The sequence below is a fragment of the Mesorhizobium loti genome (assembly GCA_014189435.1).
Lineage (GTDB): Bacteria > Pseudomonadota > Alphaproteobacteria > Rhizobiales > Rhizobiaceae > Mesorhizobium > Mesorhizobium loti_G.
The window spans coordinates 165146-184255 of the sequence record CP050294.1; the positions used below are offsets into that span (position 1 = coordinate 165146).

12 protein-coding genes and 7 pseudogenes are annotated in these 19110 nt (G+C 58.2%); 2 read left to right on the forward strand and 17 right to left on the reverse strand.

Going from position 1 to position 19110, the window contains the following annotated elements; translation table 11 throughout:
* Positions 1-106 precede the first annotated feature (106 nt).
* From HB777_35545 to HB777_35580, 8 genes are all read right to left on the reverse strand, one after another.
* Positions 107-1264, reverse strand: a complete 1158-nt coding sequence (locus HB777_35545) for a polysaccharide export protein (protein ID QND69120.1) — start codon at positions 1262-1264, stop codon at positions 107-109.
* A 216-nt stretch (positions 1265-1480) separates the two neighbouring features.
* A complete protein-coding gene (locus tag HB777_35550) occupies positions 1481-2386 on the reverse strand; it encodes a hypothetical protein (GenBank protein QND69121.1) in 906 nt (301 codons plus the stop codon).
* 304 nt (positions 2387-2690) lie between these two features.
* The gene (locus HB777_35555) at positions 2691-3551 is read right to left on the reverse strand and encodes an ATPase (protein QND69122.1); all 861 of its coding nucleotides are present in this window, start codon (positions 3549-3551) and stop codon (positions 2691-2693) included.
* A gap of 55 nt (positions 3552-3606) precedes the next feature.
* The gene (locus tag HB777_35560; protein ID QND69123.1) at positions 3607-4869 is read right to left on the reverse strand and encodes a hypothetical protein; all 1263 of its coding nucleotides are present in this window, start codon (positions 4867-4869) and stop codon (positions 3607-3609) included.
* A 307-nt stretch (positions 4870-5176) separates the two neighbouring features.
* Positions 5177-6211: an NAD-dependent epimerase gene (locus tag HB777_35565; GenBank protein ID QND69124.1), complete on the reverse strand. Its 1035-nt coding sequence runs from the start codon at positions 6209-6211 to the stop codon at positions 5177-5179.
* Positions 6211-7485: a nucleotide sugar dehydrogenase gene (locus HB777_35570; protein ID QND69125.1), complete on the reverse strand. Its 1275-nt coding sequence runs from the start codon at positions 7483-7485 to the stop codon at positions 6211-6213. The genes HB777_35565 and HB777_35570 overlap by 1 nt, the downstream gene beginning before the upstream one ends.
* A 140-nt stretch (positions 7486-7625) precedes the next feature.
* The gene (locus HB777_35575) at positions 7626-8195 is read right to left on the reverse strand and encodes a transcription antiterminator NusG (protein QND69126.1); all 570 of its coding nucleotides are present in this window, start codon (positions 8193-8195) and stop codon (positions 7626-7628) included.
* 22 nt (positions 8196-8217) lie between these two features.
* Entirely contained in the window at positions 8218-8466 is a 249-nt protein-coding gene (locus HB777_35580; protein QND69127.1) for a hypothetical protein, read from the reverse strand.
* Positions 8467-8857: 391 nt separating this feature from the next.
* Between HB777_35580 and HB777_35585 the strand changes: the two are divergent.
* Positions 8858-9001, forward strand: a pseudogene (locus HB777_35585) (IS6 family transposase).
* A gap of 104 nt (positions 9002-9105) precedes the next feature.
* On the opposite strand, the pseudogene HB777_35590 reads toward HB777_35585, so the two are convergent.
* From HB777_35590 to HB777_35620, 7 genes and pseudogenes are all read right to left on the reverse strand, one after another.
* Positions 9106-10088 (reverse strand): annotated as a pseudogene (locus HB777_35590) (IS5 family transposase).
* 357 nt (positions 10089-10445) lie between these two features.
* Positions 10446-10622: pseudogene (locus HB777_35595) on the reverse strand (transposase).
* A gap of 89 nt (positions 10623-10711) precedes the next feature.
* Positions 10712-11313 (reverse strand): annotated as a pseudogene (locus tag HB777_35600) (UPF0149 family protein).
* A 329-nt stretch (positions 11314-11642) separates the two neighbouring features.
* On the reverse strand, positions 11643-12677 hold the full coding sequence (locus HB777_35605) for an IS110 family transposase (protein QND69128.1): 1035 nt from the start codon (positions 12675-12677) through the stop codon (positions 11643-11645).
* 79 nt (positions 12678-12756) lie between these two features.
* Positions 12757-14292, reverse strand: a pseudogene (locus HB777_35610) (IS66 family transposase).
* A gap of 71 nt (positions 14293-14363) precedes the next feature.
* Positions 14364-14714, reverse strand: a complete 351-nt coding sequence (gene tnpB / locus HB777_35615; protein ID QND69129.1) for an IS66 family insertion sequence element accessory protein TnpB — start codon at positions 14712-14714, stop codon at positions 14364-14366.
* Positions 14711-15148: a transposase gene (locus tag HB777_35620; protein QND69130.1), complete on the reverse strand. Its 438-nt coding sequence runs from the start codon at positions 15146-15148 to the stop codon at positions 14711-14713. Before HB777_35620 ends, tnpB begins: the two co-directional genes overlap by 4 nt.
* A gap of 59 nt (positions 15149-15207) precedes the next feature.
* Between HB777_35620 and HB777_35625 the strand changes: the two are divergent.
* Positions 15208-15435: pseudogene (locus HB777_35625) on the forward strand (IS5/IS1182 family transposase).
* A gap of 54 nt (positions 15436-15489) precedes the next feature.
* On the opposite strand, the pseudogene HB777_35630 reads toward HB777_35625, so the two are convergent.
* Positions 15490-15711, reverse strand: a pseudogene (locus tag HB777_35630) (IS6 family transposase).
* A 247-nt stretch (positions 15712-15958) separates the two neighbouring features.
* Positions 15959-18493: a hypothetical protein gene (locus tag HB777_35635; protein ID QND69311.1), complete on the reverse strand. Its 2535-nt coding sequence runs from the start codon at positions 18491-18493 to the stop codon at positions 15959-15961.
* Positions 18494-19110: the final 617 nt, after the last annotated feature.

Here is a 19110-nt window from a genome sequence, read left to right on the forward strand (position 1 = left end):
GTAGACGACCATAGGCGTGTGAGAAACCGTAGGGCCTTGTTGTGAGTATCTCGTGCTTGTCGCAGGCAAATTGTTCACACGAGCACGACGGCTGGCGGGGGCAAATTCAATTGGCGAAAGCGACACCTCGCAACGAGCCTGCTGTTGAGGTAATCCCTCTGACCATCGTTACAAATTTGTTGAACTGAACCACCGGCGAGTTGGCGACGTATATGATGTCCCTATCACGAATGGCGAGCTGCTGTGCATAGAAGTAGTTATCCGCCTTATTGAGTCGCAGACGATAGATAACTGGAACTGGGTCAGACCCCATAAGATGAGTTGAATTGGGCTTCAATGCGCGTACTAAGCTTGCCTCTTCGCGCCGAAAAAGAAATATCGCACTACTGTCGGCTTGCGCATCGTGAAGCCCGCCCGCTTTGGCGATGGCTTGAAGGAGAGACATGGGTTCTTTGTCTATGGGGTAGTCTTTTTGGGCGGTAACGGCACCAAGCGCCACAAAAATCGGAGGGTCGCGATACACATAGATATTGTCCCCCGGATATACGAAGACATTTTGACTGGGATCTTTTAGGATCGTGTCGAGAAGAGTCACCTCGCTCAGGGCGCCGCGTGTTAGGCGAACCTTGGTCTCCTGCGGCATTGTCCTTATGCCTCCAGATTGAGCAATAACCTCCAGTAGACGATCACCTTTCAAAGAAAGCGCCACGCGCGCCGAGCCGGTCGCGTCGCCTGAAACCGTCGCGGTAGCCGCGCTGCCCTGCGTCGAAACGATGACCTGTGGCTCAACGGCTTTATTTGCCAATCGCGCCTCTATCGCCTTTGCCAGGGAGCCTGGCGTGCGGCCGGCTGCAGTGATACGGCCTGCGTAGGGCACGCTGATTGATCCATCACGGTCGACGGTTTGCTGTGGAAGTGAAATGCTGTGCGAGCTTCCCATGGGCGCACCTGGCGTCGATGATCCGGAGAAAAGTCCGCCGGAAGCCGCTTCGAAAATCGTCACGACAATCTGGTCTCCGATCGTGAGTGCCTGCGAAGGCGCTGGCGGATGGCGTGAGAATTGACTGGCAAGATCACCGGATGGGCGGTTACGTAGCACAGCCAGGGTAGCATCAGTGATATCGACTACCTCATAGAGTGCGGAATCGGCACCTTTACCCTGCGCATTAACCACTGCACTGGCCGTGGGCCCCGAGGCCGGCAAGTTAACGCAGCCCATCAACAGCGCGGGCAAAAGTAATAATAAGTGACTTGTTTTTTTCATCAGCTTGATAATGTCCCCTAGCGGTAGCAGCTATTGGTACGGAATCGTCGTAGAGCAAGCGGAAGGAGACCTGCACTGGACTTCGGACCGACACTCGCCATCGGCCGCGGCGGCGACGATCGTAATGGCGAACTGCATAGCTATGTTGACCTTGAGGCGCGCAGGCGCGGCGCCGTCGTCATCGACCCTGTTGCGCTGGCCAAAGCCTGCCGGACGTCACGCGGCGAATTGTGATCGAACGATGCTTACTATCAGAGAGCCGAAAAAGGCGAGACCGACACCGATGATCGATGCCGCCAGTAGGCTTGTGATCGGGTCCGGATAAGACGGTCTTCCATCCGCCCTGGGCTCGGCGATCACAATCACATATTTTTGCTGTCGGATGGCGGCTTGCCGAGCGTAATCGAGCGCCTGCCGGGCCGATGTCAAATTGGTCTCGGAATATTCCAGGGCAGCGTTCAGAGCCTCATAGCGGGAGATCTGGTCAGTTGCTGATCCACTGGGGCCGACTAATCGCTTGCGCGTCTCCGCGATCCGATCCGTCAATGTCTTGATGTCGAGGAGGAGCGGTCGACGCCGAGGATGATCGCTCGCACCGGACGCGTCGATCGTGGCGAGCTCGTTTTGATCAGCTGTCCGCTGTGTTTCCAATTGATTGATCAATCCGTTTAGCATTGTCACGTCAGCCGTCGGATCGACGATGCCGGTCTCGCTCCGCCAATTAGCCATTTGCTGCCTGGCTTCTGTGGCACGCCTCTCTGCGCGGGCCAATTCTTGCTCGCTGAATCGCAAAGCATCTTCACGAGCGCGTTGGTTCATTTGATCTGCGAATTCCTCGGTCATCCGAACGAGAGAGGACGCGATGAGCACCGAGTCCTCTGGCTTAAAAGAGCTGACGTCCATCACGACGATCTGTTCCAGCATATTGAAGCGCGCTGTCACGCGCGCCCTATAAGCGTCGAAGAGCTGATCGTCATCCGCATTCTGCGGTAACCGCACCAAGGGATCGGAATTCGTTCTGATAAATAGCTTCCGGATATCGATCCGGTGTCCTAGCCTCGCCAAAGCCTCCCGCGAAACCAGAAAGTCCCGGGCCGCATATCCATCAACATAGCCATCCATCGGTCCACTACCTGACGAGAATAACGAGCTGACAGGTGACGTCGCTTGCATGGTGTCGGATCCTCCGCGGATGGCGAACCTCACCTCCGTCGTATACATCGGGGTGGCGATGAAGAAAACGAACAGCGACGTCGTCAAAATCGGCAGCGTTACACAGAGAGCCGCCGCCCAGGTACCCCATTTTGATCGCCTGCGCGTTACGCGACGTAGTTGGATAAATCGGGCTTGGTCGTCCACCCCTCCAGGTGAGACTGGGAAGGTTGGAGCCTCTGCAGGTGAGACCGGGAAGTTTGGGGTTTCTGCATCAGAGAGGGTCGTCGGCAAGGTCGTCTTCGAACTCTTTCTGAGCATCGTAAGAGGCAACACGAGGCGGATACCGATCAAGGGCCTTTTTGAGATCATTCGCAATTGTCACTCGTCCCCTATTAACGACAATAGCCCTGTCGCAGTATTTGCTGAGATCGGCAACCCGATTGCTCCCTGCTATGAGCATCTTGCCAGCCGATCGCTTTTCGAAGAGTGTCTTCCACAGGTAGCTGAAGCGGTCTTTAAGGAACGGGAATACCGCTTCAACTATATAAATATCGAAAGGCGGCAGAAGCGCGGCGGCAAGGCCGTATTCATACCGAAATTCCGCCGGCCAATGTTCTACTTTCCCATTTATATGCCTAGGGTCCGTAACCATCGTCTCTAGCATCGCATTTGATACATGCATATCCAAGCCGTAAAGCCTGCATATCAAGGCAATCACGTGTCGGCCAGTCACATTGCCACGCAAAAAAGCCGGCCGGCCAATCGGCCACGACGTCAAGCCAATGAAACTTATCCTCCCCACCTGCGGAGGCCTGAGCCCGGCCAGAAGATCAACCGCGGGCTTTTTCGCAAGCGGATCACTTGTAAGCAGTGCATATCGTCCCGTTGGGATATCGAGGTCTACAGACGAAGCGATTTGTCGACGAATGCCAGCGATCTCAGGCTCGTCTGATGTTCGTTGAAAGGAAATCATCAAACTTAGCACATCGCTGGCGATGCAGTTGCTTTCCAGCGATTTATTTCTGCTACCAGTCTTGTTATATCCGTGCTGCCACGCGCCGCGGAAGCCGGCGGCCATCTCATCCACGTTTGCGCCAAAACTGCTGGCATTAGGAGTTGGGAGCTCCAGCAATTCATGTCAGTCTCACCCATGTTGTCGAAGGCCGCCAAGCGTTTCTAGAGACCAGTTAGACCGGCTGCACGTGTCGCCGGAACCATCCCTCCAAAATAAGGGCAGAGCAAGCCAAGGAAATAACCGCAAGCCAAAAATATGAAGGCTTTGCGTCAGTGCATGGATATGAATGGAAATACGCGCCACGTAAAAGTTGCATCCCATGACTCAAGGGGTTCCAAAGAACATAGTTTCTATATACTTCTGGGAATTGCTCCGTAACGTAAAACACCGAAGAAACAATCTGCAACGAACGCTCGGCGGCGCCGGTCAATCGCGCAAAAAACGGCCACACCCCGATAATAACACCAAAAATGAAACCTATACTTACGCCACACAGCCACATACCAACGAAGTAAAAAAACGCGGTAAGAATATCGTCCGGCAATGATATCACACCAAGATAGCGGCCGATACCGAAGAGAAGCGCAATAGAAACCATGTAAACGATCAAGTACAGTATTGCTGTGGTTATGCCCTGGTGGAAAGGGGAAACCATTGGCAGGTTTAACATTACGCGGTTGTGAGCTATTTGCCCACTCACGCGAAAAATCGTCATGCGGCAGGCTACCCACGTTCCTGATCCAAGCAGGGCAAATGTAGGAACGTCCATGTTGAGAATGTAGTGAGTTCCGACCAATAAATAGACCGAGCTAATAATTCCCAACATAATCATCGGTTGAATCAATAGCCATATAAAAGCAAATGGGCCGTCTCCGTTTATAGCGTGGAAATTATGGATAAATAGCGCCCATATTATTTTTATCGACCTCAAGGTATGTTTGTGAGCGTCGTTTGCGTTACCAGCTAGGCTGGTATTGAAGTTCGTAATGGCGTCCATGTATTCTAATGTTTCGTCGTGGCTTTGTATTAGCGCGGCGTAGTCGCCGTCCTTCTTTGCTCTAAGTGTCTCTCGCTCTGCACGTATCACCATTAAATCGCGACGTGCCTGGATGTTAATTTTAGCCTGTTCGTTCTTTTGAATGAGCGCGTCCAATTCCGCGGGTTGGTATCCCGCGCGCCAAACATCTACGCCGGCTCGAATGTCTTGCTCCAAGAGACGGATCGTCTGTCTTAGTATCCTAAGTTCGATATCCTGCAGCTCACTGTCGAGCGGAGCGCGCATATTTCCCATGGAGATCTTAAGTTGCTCTTGAGCTTTATCATAGATTTCGCGCCGCTCGCCCATCTTTATATTCGGGTTACGTGCCAGAATTCGAAGGATTATCCTCAAATATGGGACTCTTCTTGATGATGTGCCGCCGACCGTAGATTCCATTCCTCATCCTCAAGCAGCCAGGTGGTCGCCAACTGAGCCTTGTTCGTCTGAGCCGGCGTTTCACGAGCGCCGCAGCTAGTACGACCTCGTGTCGGAGCCTCGACGCCGGCCTATGTGGAACGCCGACTGAAGTGGATCGGTGGCAATCGCCTTTTCGGACCGGCGACGACGAACGACACGATCGCCCCGATCGAAGCCAATTCGGCCGATGCGTCAGCGGGCATCAATGTCGGGAGAGGCCCAAGTTGACGTCGACGCCGGAGCGAGATGAAAGTCTTTCAAAATTGCTGAAAGCATGGAGCGTTCATCATCGGAATGCGCTGCCGCCGAAATACGCCTGATACCAGTCCACAAACCGGCCGACGCCCTCGGGCACGGACGTGCCCGGGCGGTAGCCGACGGCCTGCTCCAGCGCCGAGGTGTCGGCGAAGGTATCGGGCACGTCGCCAGCCTGCAGTGGCAACAGTTCGACAATCGCCCTTCTGCCCAGCGCAGCTTCCAGCGCCATGACATAGTCGGTCAGCTTAACCGGATTGTTATTGCCGATGTTGAAAACGCGCCAAGGTGCATTGCTGGTGGACGAGTCCGGATTGGAGGAGTCCCACGCATCATTGGGTGTGGCTGGCTGGTCGCTCGCGCGCACCACGCCTTCAGCGATATCCTCGACAAAGGTGAAGTCACGCGTGTGGTTGCCATTGTTGAACAGCTTAATCGGGAGTCCAGCAAGGATGTTCCTGGTGAACAGGAACAGCGCCATATCGGGTCGACCCCAAGGACCATAGACCGTGAAAAAGCGCAGGCCTGTGGTCGGCAACCGGAACAGATGGCTGTAGCTGTGCGCCATCAGCTCGTTGGCACGCTTGGTGGCCGCGTAGAACTGCAAGGGGTGATCAGCTGGCCTGTGCTCGGAAAACGGCATGTTTGTGTTGGCACCATAAACGCTGGACGTGCTGGCATAGGTCAAATGCGCTACGCTAGCATGGCGGCACGCCTCGATGATGTTGGTGAAAGCAATGATGTTGCTCTCAACATAGGCATGCGGATTCTCTAAACTAAAGCGCACGCCTGCCTGCGCGGCAAGATGGATGACGCGGTCGAAGTTGTGCTCGGCAAAGCAGGATTTGACGGCGGCGCGATCGGCCAGGTTGGCGCGGATGAAATGGAAGCCGGAATTGTTCGTCTTGTTGAATTCCTGAAGGAGTTTCAGGCGCCCTTCCTTGATGCCTGGGTCGTAATAGGCGTTGACGCTATCAATGCCAACGACCTCGTCGCCGCGCTCCAGCAATCGCCTAGCGACATGATAGCCGATGAAGCCGGCCGCGCCGGTGACCAGAACCTTCATCAGAAACGCCCATCCGTATGTTCCTTAGGGAAGATGCCTTTTATATCGTAGATAACTCCGGGATTCTTGCGCAGCTCCTTCAGGCCGACAATGCCATTCGTCTGGAACTCTCTGTGCCCGACCGCCACGACGATTCCGTCATAGCGGCCTTCGGGCTTGCTCCTCGTGCTGGGAAGGCCGACTTCATAGGCGCATTCTGCTGGCGAAACCCAAGGGTCCCAGATATCTATTACGGCATTGTATTCTTGAAGCCGACTGACGATGTCGGCGACTTTGGAATTGCGCAGATCCGGGCAGTTTTCCTTGAAGGCCGCGCCCATAACCAAGATCCTGCTGCCGACGACCGATATGCCCTTGCGCATCATCAGGCGCGCCGCTTGGTCCGCAGCATGCTGCCCCATGCCGTCATTGATACGGCGGCCGGCCAGGATCACCTCGGGGTGGTAGCCAAGCTCCTGCGCCTTGTGCGTGAGATAGTAGGGGTCGACGCCTATGCAATGGCCGCCAACCAGGCCGGGCGTGAAACGCAGGAAATTCCATTTGGTACCGGCGGCGGCCAGCACCTCGGATGTGTCGATTCCCAGCCTGCCGAAGATCAGCGAAAGCTCATTCATTAGCGCGATGTTGAGATCGCGCTGCGTGTTCTCGATGACCTTGGCGGCTTCCGCCACGGCGATACTGCCGACCAGATGTGTCCCCGCAGACACTATGGAAGCATAGAGCGCATCTATGGCGTTGGCTGCTTCCGGGGTCGAGCCGCTGGTCACCTTCACGATCGTTTGCAGGCGGTGTTCGCGATCGCCTGGATTGACGCGTTCGGGGCTGTATCCCAAAAAGAAATCCTTGTTGAAACGCAGGCCTGAGGTTTTCTCTATCCACGGCGCGCAGACTTCCTCGGTACAGCCGGGATAGACTGTCGACTCAAAGACAACGACAGCGCCCGGAGAGATCGCTTCGCCCACTGTCTTTGATGCGGCAACAAGCGGTGCCAGATCGGGGCGATTGGCCTTGTCTATGGGGGTCGGCACGGTGACGATGAAGATCCCGCAGGCTTTGAGTTTCGTCCTGTCGGTCGTGAAAACCAGGCCTGTAGCAGCAGATATCTCGGCTCCGTCGGTCTCGAGCGTGGAATCCTCGCCGCGCCTTAGGGCGGCAATGCGCGCCTCGCTTATGTCGAAGCCTATAACGGGCCGCCTCACGCCAAAGGCGACGGCGAGTGGAAGCCCGACGTAGCCGAGCCCGATAATCGCTATCTTCTTATCATCCAGATTCACCTGTCCCGGCTCCGTATCTTTACCTGTTCATGCTCAGGATTATCGGACGTAGCCAAACCACAGCTACCGCACTTCCGGGTGAAACCGGAAGTTTTCACATGCAGTCGTGAAATTGCGAAACGAGAACGAACGCCCTCTGATCACGCAATTCCGACAAGACCCCTGGACTCCAGATCGACAGGGATTTCGCCATTCATGAAAGAGATCAGGACCCGGGCGCGCCCTGTAGGATCAAGCCTATCAAGGCGACCTATCAACTCCGCAAAAGGACCTGATACAATTCGAACCGAAGATCCCGGCAAAAGGCCACCGCTGAAATCAAGCAGGCCGTCTTTGCCGGTCAATGCAATGAACCGCTCGACTAAGCCAAAAGGGACCGGAAGCGGCCTATCCCCTTGCGTGATCAAAGAGCGGATACCGATAGTCCCGTTGACAGAGCGCCAGCGTTGCTGAGTGACGTCGAAGGCTACAAACATGTACCCGGGAAAATACGCTGATATTCGTTTTGAGAGCCGCCGGGCGTGACGAACTGTTCTCTCCCCACGTGGCACGAAAGAAGCAAAACCCTGCAGGCGAAGATGTTGTTCAGCTATGGACTCCTTACCCTGAAGTACGCCAGCCACATGCCAACGGACTCCAAGGTCGGCGCGTGCCTTCTCATGCTCGCCGTTGACGCCGGCTGCCGTCATCGGCACTTCAGACACGGCCATGGTCTCAGCCCGATTCCCTGTTCTATTCATGTTGGTGGGCCATGCTCACCCGTTGACCAATATACGCCGTCGCAAGCGTGAGCCTCTCAAAAGGGTCTCGCTTGCGTTGATCATAAATCTTGGCAAGCGGCAAAATATCCAGCAACTGGTCGGCTTTGGCAGGGTCTAATGCCGGGAAGTGGACTGTTTCGACGTCTTGATCTTCGGTCTTGGCCATTTCGTTATCCTTCTGGTCGACGATCTCACTGATGTGCGCATGCTCTTTTTGCATTGCACGAGGGCTCCTTTCGCGCTGGGCAAGCCAAGCGCCGAGTTTTCGTTCGCCGGTCGTTATCTTCTCTACCGTTTCTCACTAGTCGAGGATGGCGATGTCACACGCGGCTTACCGAGTGCAAAATGACATGTACACGTTAGCACAGTATATAACTGTCCAAATAATTTTAGTTGTTAAGCTTATGCTACATTGTGGCGCGCGCCCTTTACAATTTTGACGCGGTTATGATTTTGTCATTGCGGAAGATCTGAGCGTGCCGTTTCAGCCATACTCAAGTAATTACTCACGCCCTTGTCAGGGGCAAGAATCCCTGAACCTATGGGGATTATGGATCGCACTGGCACCGTAACGTTAACCGGGCATCGATCAAAATGTGGGATCTGGCGGCATGACCAGATTTTCCCGTGATCCTCTTTATCGTCGCCACCGATTTCCGGCGCAGGTGATTGCCCATGCCGTTTGGCTCTATTTCCGGTTTCCGCTCAGCCTGCGGATGGTCGAGGATATGCTGGCAGCTCGTGGCGTCATCGTCTTCTCACCAGACCGTGCGACTTTGGGCTGAGAAATTTGGCAGACACTTTGGGCGTTGGTGCGCGGATATGAAATCGAACGCATTTCGATCTTTAATGTAGTTGGTTATGCCTGCGTGACTTGACGCCGGATAGACTCCGGGCGTGCCCATGCCAGCATGCGGTTGAGAACGATGCAACCGATGGCAACCTCGGTCTGTTGAGCCGGAAGAGAGCGTGCTCGCAGGCCCCGTCCGATCAGCCCCTTGTATCGTCCGATGGCTGTTTCGCTCAGCGCCCGCTTGCCGTAGCCGGTGGCTGCCTGCCATTTCAGCCGACCGTCGCTGCGATTGCGGCAATGTGCTTGTCCCTTTTACCAGGCGGTCCGGTATCACGGCTTTCCACCGCCGTGGAACGCGGTGGAATGACGATGTTCGCGGTTGCGCTGTGCTGCAGGATAGACCGATAGGTTGGCTTGCCGTCATAGGCTCCGTCGGCTGTGAACTGGTCGATCTCGCCGTCGATCTGATCGAGCAGCGGTGCCACCTGGGAAGGATCATCCGTGTCCTGATCTGTCAGCCTTTGGGCAATGATCGCGCCACTTTTGGCATCCACTGCCAGATGCAGCTTGCGCCAGTTGCGACGTGATCTGGCGCCATGTTTCTGCTCCAGCCATTGCCCGGCGCCGTAGACTTTCAATCCCGTGCTATCGACAAGCACATGCAGCGGGCCGTCCGGCAGCGGCGGGTTTCGTCGGGCTGATGGCTCCCACTTCTGTGCCCGACGGCTCAGCGTCGTATGATCTGGAACTGGGACTTTCAGCCCCATGAGATCCAGCAGCGAGTGGAGCAATCCCTCGGTCTGGCGCAGCCGCATTGCGAAGACGCAACCCAGCGTCAGCGCTGTCTCAATGGCGAGATCGGAATACCGGGCTTGGCCGCCGCGGGTCTTGCGTCGCGGAGCGCGCCATCCCGCCAGTGCCTCCGGCGTTACCCATAAGGTCAGGCTACCACGCCGGCGCAGACCTGCTTCGTAGTCACGCCAATTCGTCACCCTGAATGTCATCTTTCCGACGTGATGACGACGATCTGCGTTGTGTTTGTACGGCATGGCACTCAAATCAAGCTGATTTCGATCCTGCCTGCCTATCGCCAAACCGTTGACAAAAGATCCATGCACCAACGCTACGCCGAACGCTTGCGCGACCTCGGTCACCGACGACCCCGCCGCGCTCGCTAGGTCGACCAACGCGCGCTTCTCGGTGCAACTCCACAGCCTTCGTTGCCGCACGCGCCCGGGCACCGTTGTAAGATCTTCGGCCGCCGCGGCGCCGCTTAACTCGGCGACCATATCGCCCCTTGCATGTTCCAATGTCATGGCCCGAAACCTCCATGTTCATCGGCCTCTTGCAAGGTGCCTTGGCGCACCGCTTACGATCTTGTCTTCACAGCGTTAAGTTTACGGTGCCCGTTTCAGCCATGACGCGACCGTGTTGGCATTTCGGTCGGGCAACAGATCGAGGACGCGGTTGCGCTCCAGATCGCAGATGATCGTTCCGTAGCGCTGCCCCTTGCGCCAGGCCCAGTCGTCGATGCCGACCACCCGCGGCGCGGCCGGCGGCTCGAACCCGGCTGCGCGGATCATCCGCAACGTAAGCGATGCGCCAAGGCACCTTTCCCGAAATAGTGCTCTATAGTAGATAGTAGGAAGCCGTTGGTCCGCGTCGCCGCCGATCACTGCGGATCGTCATAACGGGTGACGTAGTGGAGTTCGCGCAGGGCGGGGATGACGAGGGCGATGTCTTTGTAGGCCTCATGCTCGATGAAGCGCGCGGTCTCTGGCCCTGGCCTGGGCTTGCCGAGGACGGGCCGCCCCTTTTGTCGACGCAGTAGATCAGGATCGGCAGCAGCAGGCCGTGGTTGGGGTTGTCGAGGTCGAGTAGCCGTTTCCATTTTTTGATGTTGAGATTGATGGCCGCGTAGAACCCCTGGCACCACGGCCGCGGGTCGATGCCGCCGCTGGGCTTGGTGGCGAAACGGGGCGCATAATCCTGCGGTCTGTCGAAGAGCGTCTCGTTGATCCGGTTGTGGATCCTGGCGACGCTGGCAAACACGGCGTGATCGGTTGCAGATCCTTTGGCCAAGACGTCGCGCGGCAACCCCATGAGCGGGCACATCCAGTATTGCGGGTCCGGGAACCGCGGCCCGGTGACCGCCGCCGTTACGAAGCCATCCAGCGCCGACATCGTCCGCACCAGCGGGCGGGGGGCGGGTTTGATGGCCATCCAGGCCTCGAGCGCCTCGTCCGACAGCGCCATGTCATCGATTGCGCTCATGCCGCCAAGGAGAGCGGCATCGCTTGGCGGCGCACCCAATTCCATATGTGGACGGCTCCCACTTGCAAGTGTTTTTTGCGGATATTTTTGATCGGATCGCTTGCATCCATATGTGCGGCCTTTGTGTGTGGTCGCACATGACCACTGGCCAAGATGGTTTCCGCAACGCGTGTTCCTAACACGGCAACGACCTCGAAAGGCCACTGGAATTGGCGGAGTGTCACGCGTCTTGGATCGATCGATCGCACCATCTGCTTTTCTCTTGCAAGTTCACAGCATCAGCTCAACACGGTAGCATTTTTATCGTGCTCGCCGTGGTGGCCAATTTCCTAAATTGCCTGTGTTTGTTCTTCCGGTCGCCGGTACGTTTCGCCGCTCACCATAAGCTTCCAGGCAATTCGGGCGATCTTATTCGCGAGCGCCACCGCCACAAGCTTCGGTTTCTTCCGTTGCAGGAGTTCGATCAGCCATCGGGAAGCATGTCTGCTTCGACCTGTTCTGACATGCTGAAGAAGGGCAGTTGCGCCAACCACCAATATGCTCCTCAGCATTTCGTCGCCAGCTCGGGTGATCACCCCGAGCCTGATCTTGCCTGCGGTGGAATGGTCTTTGGGCGTGAGTCCTATCCAAGCGGCAAAATCGCGACCTGACTTGAACGTTCGGGGATCTGGGGTCTTCATCATCAAAAGCGACGCGCCGACCGGTCCGACACCCGGAATTTCGGCCAGGCGCCTGCTGCATTCATCGGAGCGATGCAACGCGGTTAATTTCTCCTCGACGACTTTCGTTTCGGCAAGCAAGTCTCGATACTCAACGCCATGCATGGCAAAGAGCTCGCGGGCCAATTCAGGCAGGGCTTGATCGGCCGCAATGCGCTCCAATAGCGGTTCGATCCGGCACATGCCGGTGGCCGCGACGATGCCGAACTCCATGGCAAAACCGCGAATAGCGTTGGCAAGCTGTGTCCGATTGCGGATGAGTCTCTCTCGCACACCGACCAGCATTAACGAAGCCTGCTGTTCCGCGCTCTTTACCGGCACGAAGCGCATGGTGGGTCGGCTCATCGCCTCACACAAGGCTTCCGCATCCGCCGCGTCGTTCTTGCCGCGCTTGACATAAGGCTTGGCCAATTGCGGCGCGATCAATTTTACGTCGTGGCCAAAGGAACCTAACAACCTCGCCCAATGATGAGAGCCACCGCAAGCTTCGAGTGCGACGGTGGTCGGTGGTGCTTTCTCGAAGAATTTCACCATCTCCCTACGCGAAAGCTTCTTGCGCAGGATTGGTTGCTCGGCTGCGTTCACGCCATGCAATTGGAAAACGCTCTTTGACGTATCGACACCAATTCGGATAATCTCTTCCACGGACGGTCTCCCTCGATTGAGCTTTCAACGAACTCATTCTGGCACATCGCGATGCCGTTGGGAGCCGTCCACCCCAACACGGCATCAGCTCATCCCATCGCGAGGCTGGCCAGTCGTTCTGGATGCGCTCGGTGACATCGGCCATGTAGGCTTCGGCATCGACGCCGCAGAGCTTGCAGGTCTCGATGATGCTGAGCATGACCGCTGACCGCTCCGCCGCGGCGAAGTTGCCCGAGAAAAGCCAGTTGCGTCGGCCGACTGTAAATCCACGAATGGCCCGCTCCGCGATCAGGTTGTCGGGCTCGAGCTGGCCATCGTAGAGGAAGCGATTGAACGCGCGCCATCGTCTGGTGCCATAGGCGAAGGCCTTCGCAATATCCGCATGGCGCGACAAACCGTTGCCCTGGCGCGTGAGCTGTCGTCGCAGCGCCCGGACCAGTGGTCGGGTCCGACTTCGTCGTGCGGCCAATCTCTCGGCGGGCGGGAGTCCCCGTATCTCTTCCTCGATCCGGTAGACCGCCTGGATACCGGCCATCGCCGTCGTGCTGAGCTCGGTCGGCTGGCTGTCGTGAACGTCGAATATCTTGCGACGCAGATGGGCCAGGCAGGCTGCTTCTCGAATGGCGCCGCCCTTGTAGAGCTGGTTATAGCCGCTGAATCCGTCGGCTTGGAGCGTGCCGGCAAATCCGGCGAGTTCGCTCATCACGCTCTCGCCGGCGCGGCCCATGGTGGCGCGATACCAGGCGATCGGCGGCTCCTTCGAACCCGAGTTGCGGTCGTCGGCGACATAAACCCAGAGCGCGCCCTTGTGTGTCTTGCCGGTGCCGGGCGCCAGGATCGGAAGCCGCGTGTCGTCGGTGTGAATCTTGCTGCGGGTACGGCCGATCTCACGGATGCGGTTGTAGATGGGATCGAGCAAAGCGGCGGCGTAGCCGGCGCTGCGCGCAAGCGTGGAACGCTCGATATCGACGCCCTTGGCGGCCATCATCTGTACCTGACGGTAGAAGGGCAGATGATAACCCCACTTGGCCATCATGATATGGGCGAGCGCAGCATAGCTGAGCTTACCGCGTGCAATGGCCTTGGCTGGTGCGGGCGCCTGGATGATTTTATCGCAGGTCCGGCAGCTGTACTTGGGTCTAATGGTCTCGATCACCTGCCAGGCCTGAGCCACCAGATCGAGCATCTCGTCGCCATCTTCGCCCATGGCGCGAAGATCGCCGCCGCAGCCCGGGCAACATGCGCAAGAGGGCTCGCGAACGACCCGCTTGCGCGGCAGGTTCGGGTTGAGCTTACGCACCGGCAACACCCGCACCTTGTCGCTGTCCGCGACGATAGGCAGTTCGAGATCGGGCACGCTGGCGGCGAAATCGGTCTCGAGATCTTCGAGTTCGAGCTGCATCTGGCCGAGCTTCTCGGAGGAGCGGCCGAAGGCCTTGCGGTTGAAGCGATCGATCCGCAGCTGCAGGCGCTGGATGCGAAGCGCGGCCTCGGCGCGCTCTCTTCGCAGCTGCTCATCCCGTTCGGCAATGGCGATGTCACGGGCACAAACCGCCGCCTCCAGAGTGGCGATCCGGGCGAGGAAATCAGCGATGGAGGGAGCTTGTTCCGACACCCAAATTACATACCCGAAAGACCTCGTCTACGGAAGCAAAATCGACACAAAATCAATGAGAACGGCCGAATTTAGCCGGCCAGACGTGGTCGATAAATCTTGTTCGGCCGGCGCCAATCGATCCCGTCCAAAAGTAGCGAAAGCTGTGCCTTAGTGAGCGACACGGTCACCTGATCCTTGGTGGTCGGCCAGGCGAAACAACCATCGGAAAGCCGTTTTGTAAAAAGGCAGAACCCCTGGTCGTCATGCGCCAAAACCTTGATGATATGACCCTTGCGTCCACGGAAGCAGAAGATCGCGCCGGTATGCGGGTCGAGCGCGAGCACCTGCTGCACCATCCGCGCCAGGCTGTTGATCCCGCGGCGCATATCGGTCTCACCGCAGCACAAGTAAATCCGGTCGGTCGGCACCACTGTGATCAACTGGTCAACTCCGCCAGGACGATACGTAGCGCCGTCGGATCGACGGTCCCCTCGATCCGCAATCGCGCGCCGTTCGGAAAGGCCACGACGATCCTGCCGGCCGGGTCCGGGCAATCGGCGACGGGACGCTCGACCTCGGGCAGATCGTTCACTTCGATCCGCGCGAAAGTTGCCATCGCCTGATCGGCCTCGAGCTCGCCGCCGGCCATCTGCTTGCGCCAGGCATAGAGCTGTGACGGAGCTACGCCGAACGCCTCCGCGACCTCGGTCACCGACGACCCCGCCGCGCTCGCCAGATCGACCAACGCGCGCTTCTCAGTGCAACTCCACAGCCTTCGTTGCCGCACGCGCCCGCGCACCGTTGTAAGCTCTTCGGTCGCCGCGGCGCCGCTTAACTCGGCGACCATATCGCCCCTTGCATGTTCCAATGTCATGGCTCGAAAACTCCATGTTCATCGGCCTCTTGCAAGGTGCCTTGGCGCATCGCTTACCCGCAATCGGCAGAGACGGCCGGATGAAATGGCAGGTCTCCAACGGTTATGGCAAACGCTCGCTGGTCGAGACCGCCATAGGGCGATACAAGTCCACCATCGGGCGGCGTTTGCGGGCACGGTCGCTTCCCGTTCAGCAGACCGAAGTCGCCATCGGCTGCGCCGTCCTCAACCGCATGCTTGCCTGCGCACGCCCGAAATCCGCCCGCCGCAAGGCGGCCACAGCATAGTCTGCCGCTTCAAAGATCGACATCCGCTCAAGTCCGGACCCATGCACCAACGCCGTCCATATGCCACTTGCCGGTGACGGTCCGCTTGCGTTTGTTGAAACGCTCCAGAAGCTGGGGCGAGAAGTGGACGACCCAACGATGCACGGTGGAGTGGTCGACGTTCAGGCCTCGCTCGGCCATCATCTCTTCCAGATCACGCAAGCTCAGATTGTAGGCCAGATACCACCGCACGCACTGAAGGATCACGGATCGATCGAAGTGCCTGCCTTTGAACATTGAGCGCTCCCGAAAATCGAAGAGCTGTCATGCCCCAGTCAAGTTACCGAAAAGTTTGCGACACATCCCCGATGGCGGCATCACCTTCAAATCGGCCGTAGCTGTCTTTGGTTGATAAAGGCCGCGTTGTTTGGCGTACTTTCAACGCGATGCCCTCTCCTTGGCCTTGGCACGTTAAGTTTACGATGCCGTCGCCGGAGTTCCGCTGGCTCGAATTCCATCATTGATGGGAAGGCGGTTTCATCATTCACAGCTGCCGGGGCTCTTCCTCGTGCGGCAAACGCCTCCTCAGCCGGTCTTGCAGCGCCTGCCGATCAGCGACGAGGTCGTCAAGGGGCAGCGGCTGGTGGTCCGGCCCCTCCCCGCCGATCAATCGTCCAACCAGCGCCCACGTGCCGTCCAGCACATAGACGCCGCAATCAACAAGGTTGTCCTGCTGGGCCATGGCGGGTGTCACCAGGGTAGCCTTCATGATTTCTGCTAGCTGTTGTGCAATGCGGCGGTTGCAGTGCCCGGCGGAGTCGTAGTGATAGGCGACCGCTCTTTCCCGGTTGCGGCGATCAACGAACAGCAGTGACCAATGGGTGCCGAGGGAACTAAGATCATCAGGACTGGCATTGTTCACCGGCAGGAACAGGAAGTCGGCTGTGTCGTTGTCGCGACCATAGATGCCCTGCAATCTGCTTTGCACCTGCTGCTCGTCCAGGTGGGGCGAACGCAGTTGCACGGATATCAGCCCTTCCAGCAGCCGCGTCCGGGCGGCGAGCGCTGGATTGGCCCCCTGCAGTTCCTGCTCCAGCAACAGGTAATCCCTGCCGATATGGGCGTCGCTCAGGTGTTCGGTGGCGCCGAGCACCGTCGCCTCGGCCAATGCGGTCGCATCCAAGGCTTCGATCTCAGCATCGGAGGAGGCGGTCAGATCAACCACGGGAACACCGCGATAGGTGTCTGACAGCCCGGCCGTCACTGGCGAGGCGGGTTGGGGAGCCCTTGCCGGTGGCGCTGGCGCAGCTTCACTCATCGGCGAAAGTCGACCGCGATGGACGGGCTGAACGTCATCGGACCCTCCCGCCCCCGGGACGGCGGCGGACCCTGTCCCGTGCATCATGGGCTGCCACTCCGTGTCGCGGAGCATCTGCCCGCGCGGACGCACCGGTGCAGAATGAGCATCATCACGCAAGTCGGACGGCGTGGGCGCATTCAGATCAACAAAAGATTGAAGGCCGCCGAAAATGTCGGAGCGAGCCCGGGCAGAGGGCGCTGGCGCAGCAGCTTCCCCGACGCGCCTCGCGACCGCGTCTTCGGGACGAGGAACAGGGGCAATATGGCCCCCAGATCCCAACTCTCCAGCGCCCGATTGCCGCAGTTGCACCAGCGCGGCGCGGATCCCTATGTAACCACCGGGATAGAGCTTGGCGTCATCATCCAGCGTCTTGTCGTTGAGCCGAGCGGCAATGCCCGTCTTTCCATTTTTCTGCAGGAAATCACTAAAACGTCTAAGAGCAGATGAGTACCTCATGACTCTATCTCTGTCGGCGTTTTTCGCAGACGGAGTTGCATTGTACAGTTTGATGAGGGCTTCGTCCTGGGGATAGGGATTGCGGAGAGCGTGTCCTGCAATTGGCACGCCGCCGGCCTTCGCAGTCTTGACATGGCGCATCGACGCTTCGAGGGACGGACCACCCGATCGCTCGTACTGCTTCAAATCCTGTTTCAGTGACGCCTCGTCAAGGCGAGTAGCAAAGCCCTGCTTTCCGCTGTCAACGAGCCAACGAGCGAACTGCAAAAGAGGATTTACATTGTACTTGAAGGTGGTCTCCGCTACCTTGCCCTTGCGGAGCGCTTCCTCCAGCACTCCGATAAGGGACGCATCTTTGGAACAAAGAGCACGCCTGTCGCCACCCACGGTAACCAGTGTTGAATTTTGGGTCACATTGGAAGGACGCTTGAATCCGTCAAGATCTTTCTCCGGCGCATCAGGGTTGTTGATTCGGCCCCGCCCGATCTGCGCTTCGTTGACAGCGGGCCGCAACCAGGTGGCGGGCTGCATCAGCACGCGAGCGCTTGAATTACCGCTTTCGCTCAGCAGCCCCTGAACGGCGACTTCTTGCCGATTGTTTAGTGTCCTCTGCCTCTTCGCCGGCGCGCCATCCTCATCGGCCCGATCCGCGGCACTACCCAAAAGCCGCTCCTCACCGAAACTTTGCACGGGCAAGTGGGCCGCTGATGGTAACGCCGGTTCTTGGATCCGCCGCTGCACCAACTCCTCGCCCAACCACGCCAAAGCTTCATCGTCCGAGGAGGCTGGCACGGGAGAAAGCCCCTGCGGCGCGCCGGGTTGTCGAGCGCCCTGGTGATGAACCGGTACTGGCCCGGTAAACGGCGGCGGAAAATCAGGCGCTGGAACCCAAGCATTGAGCTCGAATGGTGTGGGCGGATTCTGATGGACCATTGCCTCGAACCCGCCGTCCTGCCGCCTCGGCAGGACGTTGCTCCCGGCCAACTCGTCCGCGGCCGACTGGTAGTCGTGGCGCCCGTTCAAAGCATGAACGGCTCCTGCAGAAGCCGGCGGCTGATAATGGCTCGCACTTGACCCTAGAGATGGCAGTGGGCCGGCCTTATCCACTCCCTCCCAAAGTAGATCCTGATCGTAATCTTCCATAGGAACGACGGATCGCGAAGCGATAGCGTCATGCGGGGCACTGTGCTGCGCAGTGGCGCCTCCGATGCCTCTAGGCTCCGACTGCAGCCTTGGGATGTATTCGGACTCGCTCCCGGGCATCAATGCGCCCACCTCGTAGGTGGAGGGCTGGATCGGCCTGCGGCCGCCTAAATTGCCGATCCCGCTCAGCTGCTGCTGAATGGCGACGGCTGGCGGCGCATTCAGGTTCCTCTGCCGCTTCGCTGGCCTCAACAGCGCTGTGGAATGTTCATTGTTGATGTTGACCCACTCGGTTGGCAGGAGGTTGCCCCTGTCAGGCGCGCCAGGCGCGCCAGGCGAGCGGCGAATCTGCTGTTCGCTAAGCGCTAACGACGGCCGGGCGGCAGCCTGAACCCCAGCGTGCCGAGAGCCGGCTGCTCCGAAAGCGCCCGCCCCGATGCTGTTAAGGTTATCCGGCCCAGCGGGCAACTTCCCTGGAGCGATGAAAAATGACGGGGCTGGTTGATTATCCTGCTGTGCCCGAAGCTCCTTTGGCCAACTGACAGCTTCCTGCGACGCGCTGTGCTGCGCAATCGCCTCGCCGACCCGCGTCGGCTCCATCAGTGCCGCGTCCACGGGAATAGGAACGAGGGGAACCCGGCGCTCGAGCTCCATCGCTTTAACGCCGGCCTGCGATTTTCGGAGATCAGTCAGTGCGTAACCGATGTTCCGATGACCACCGGCGTCCTCTTTATAGC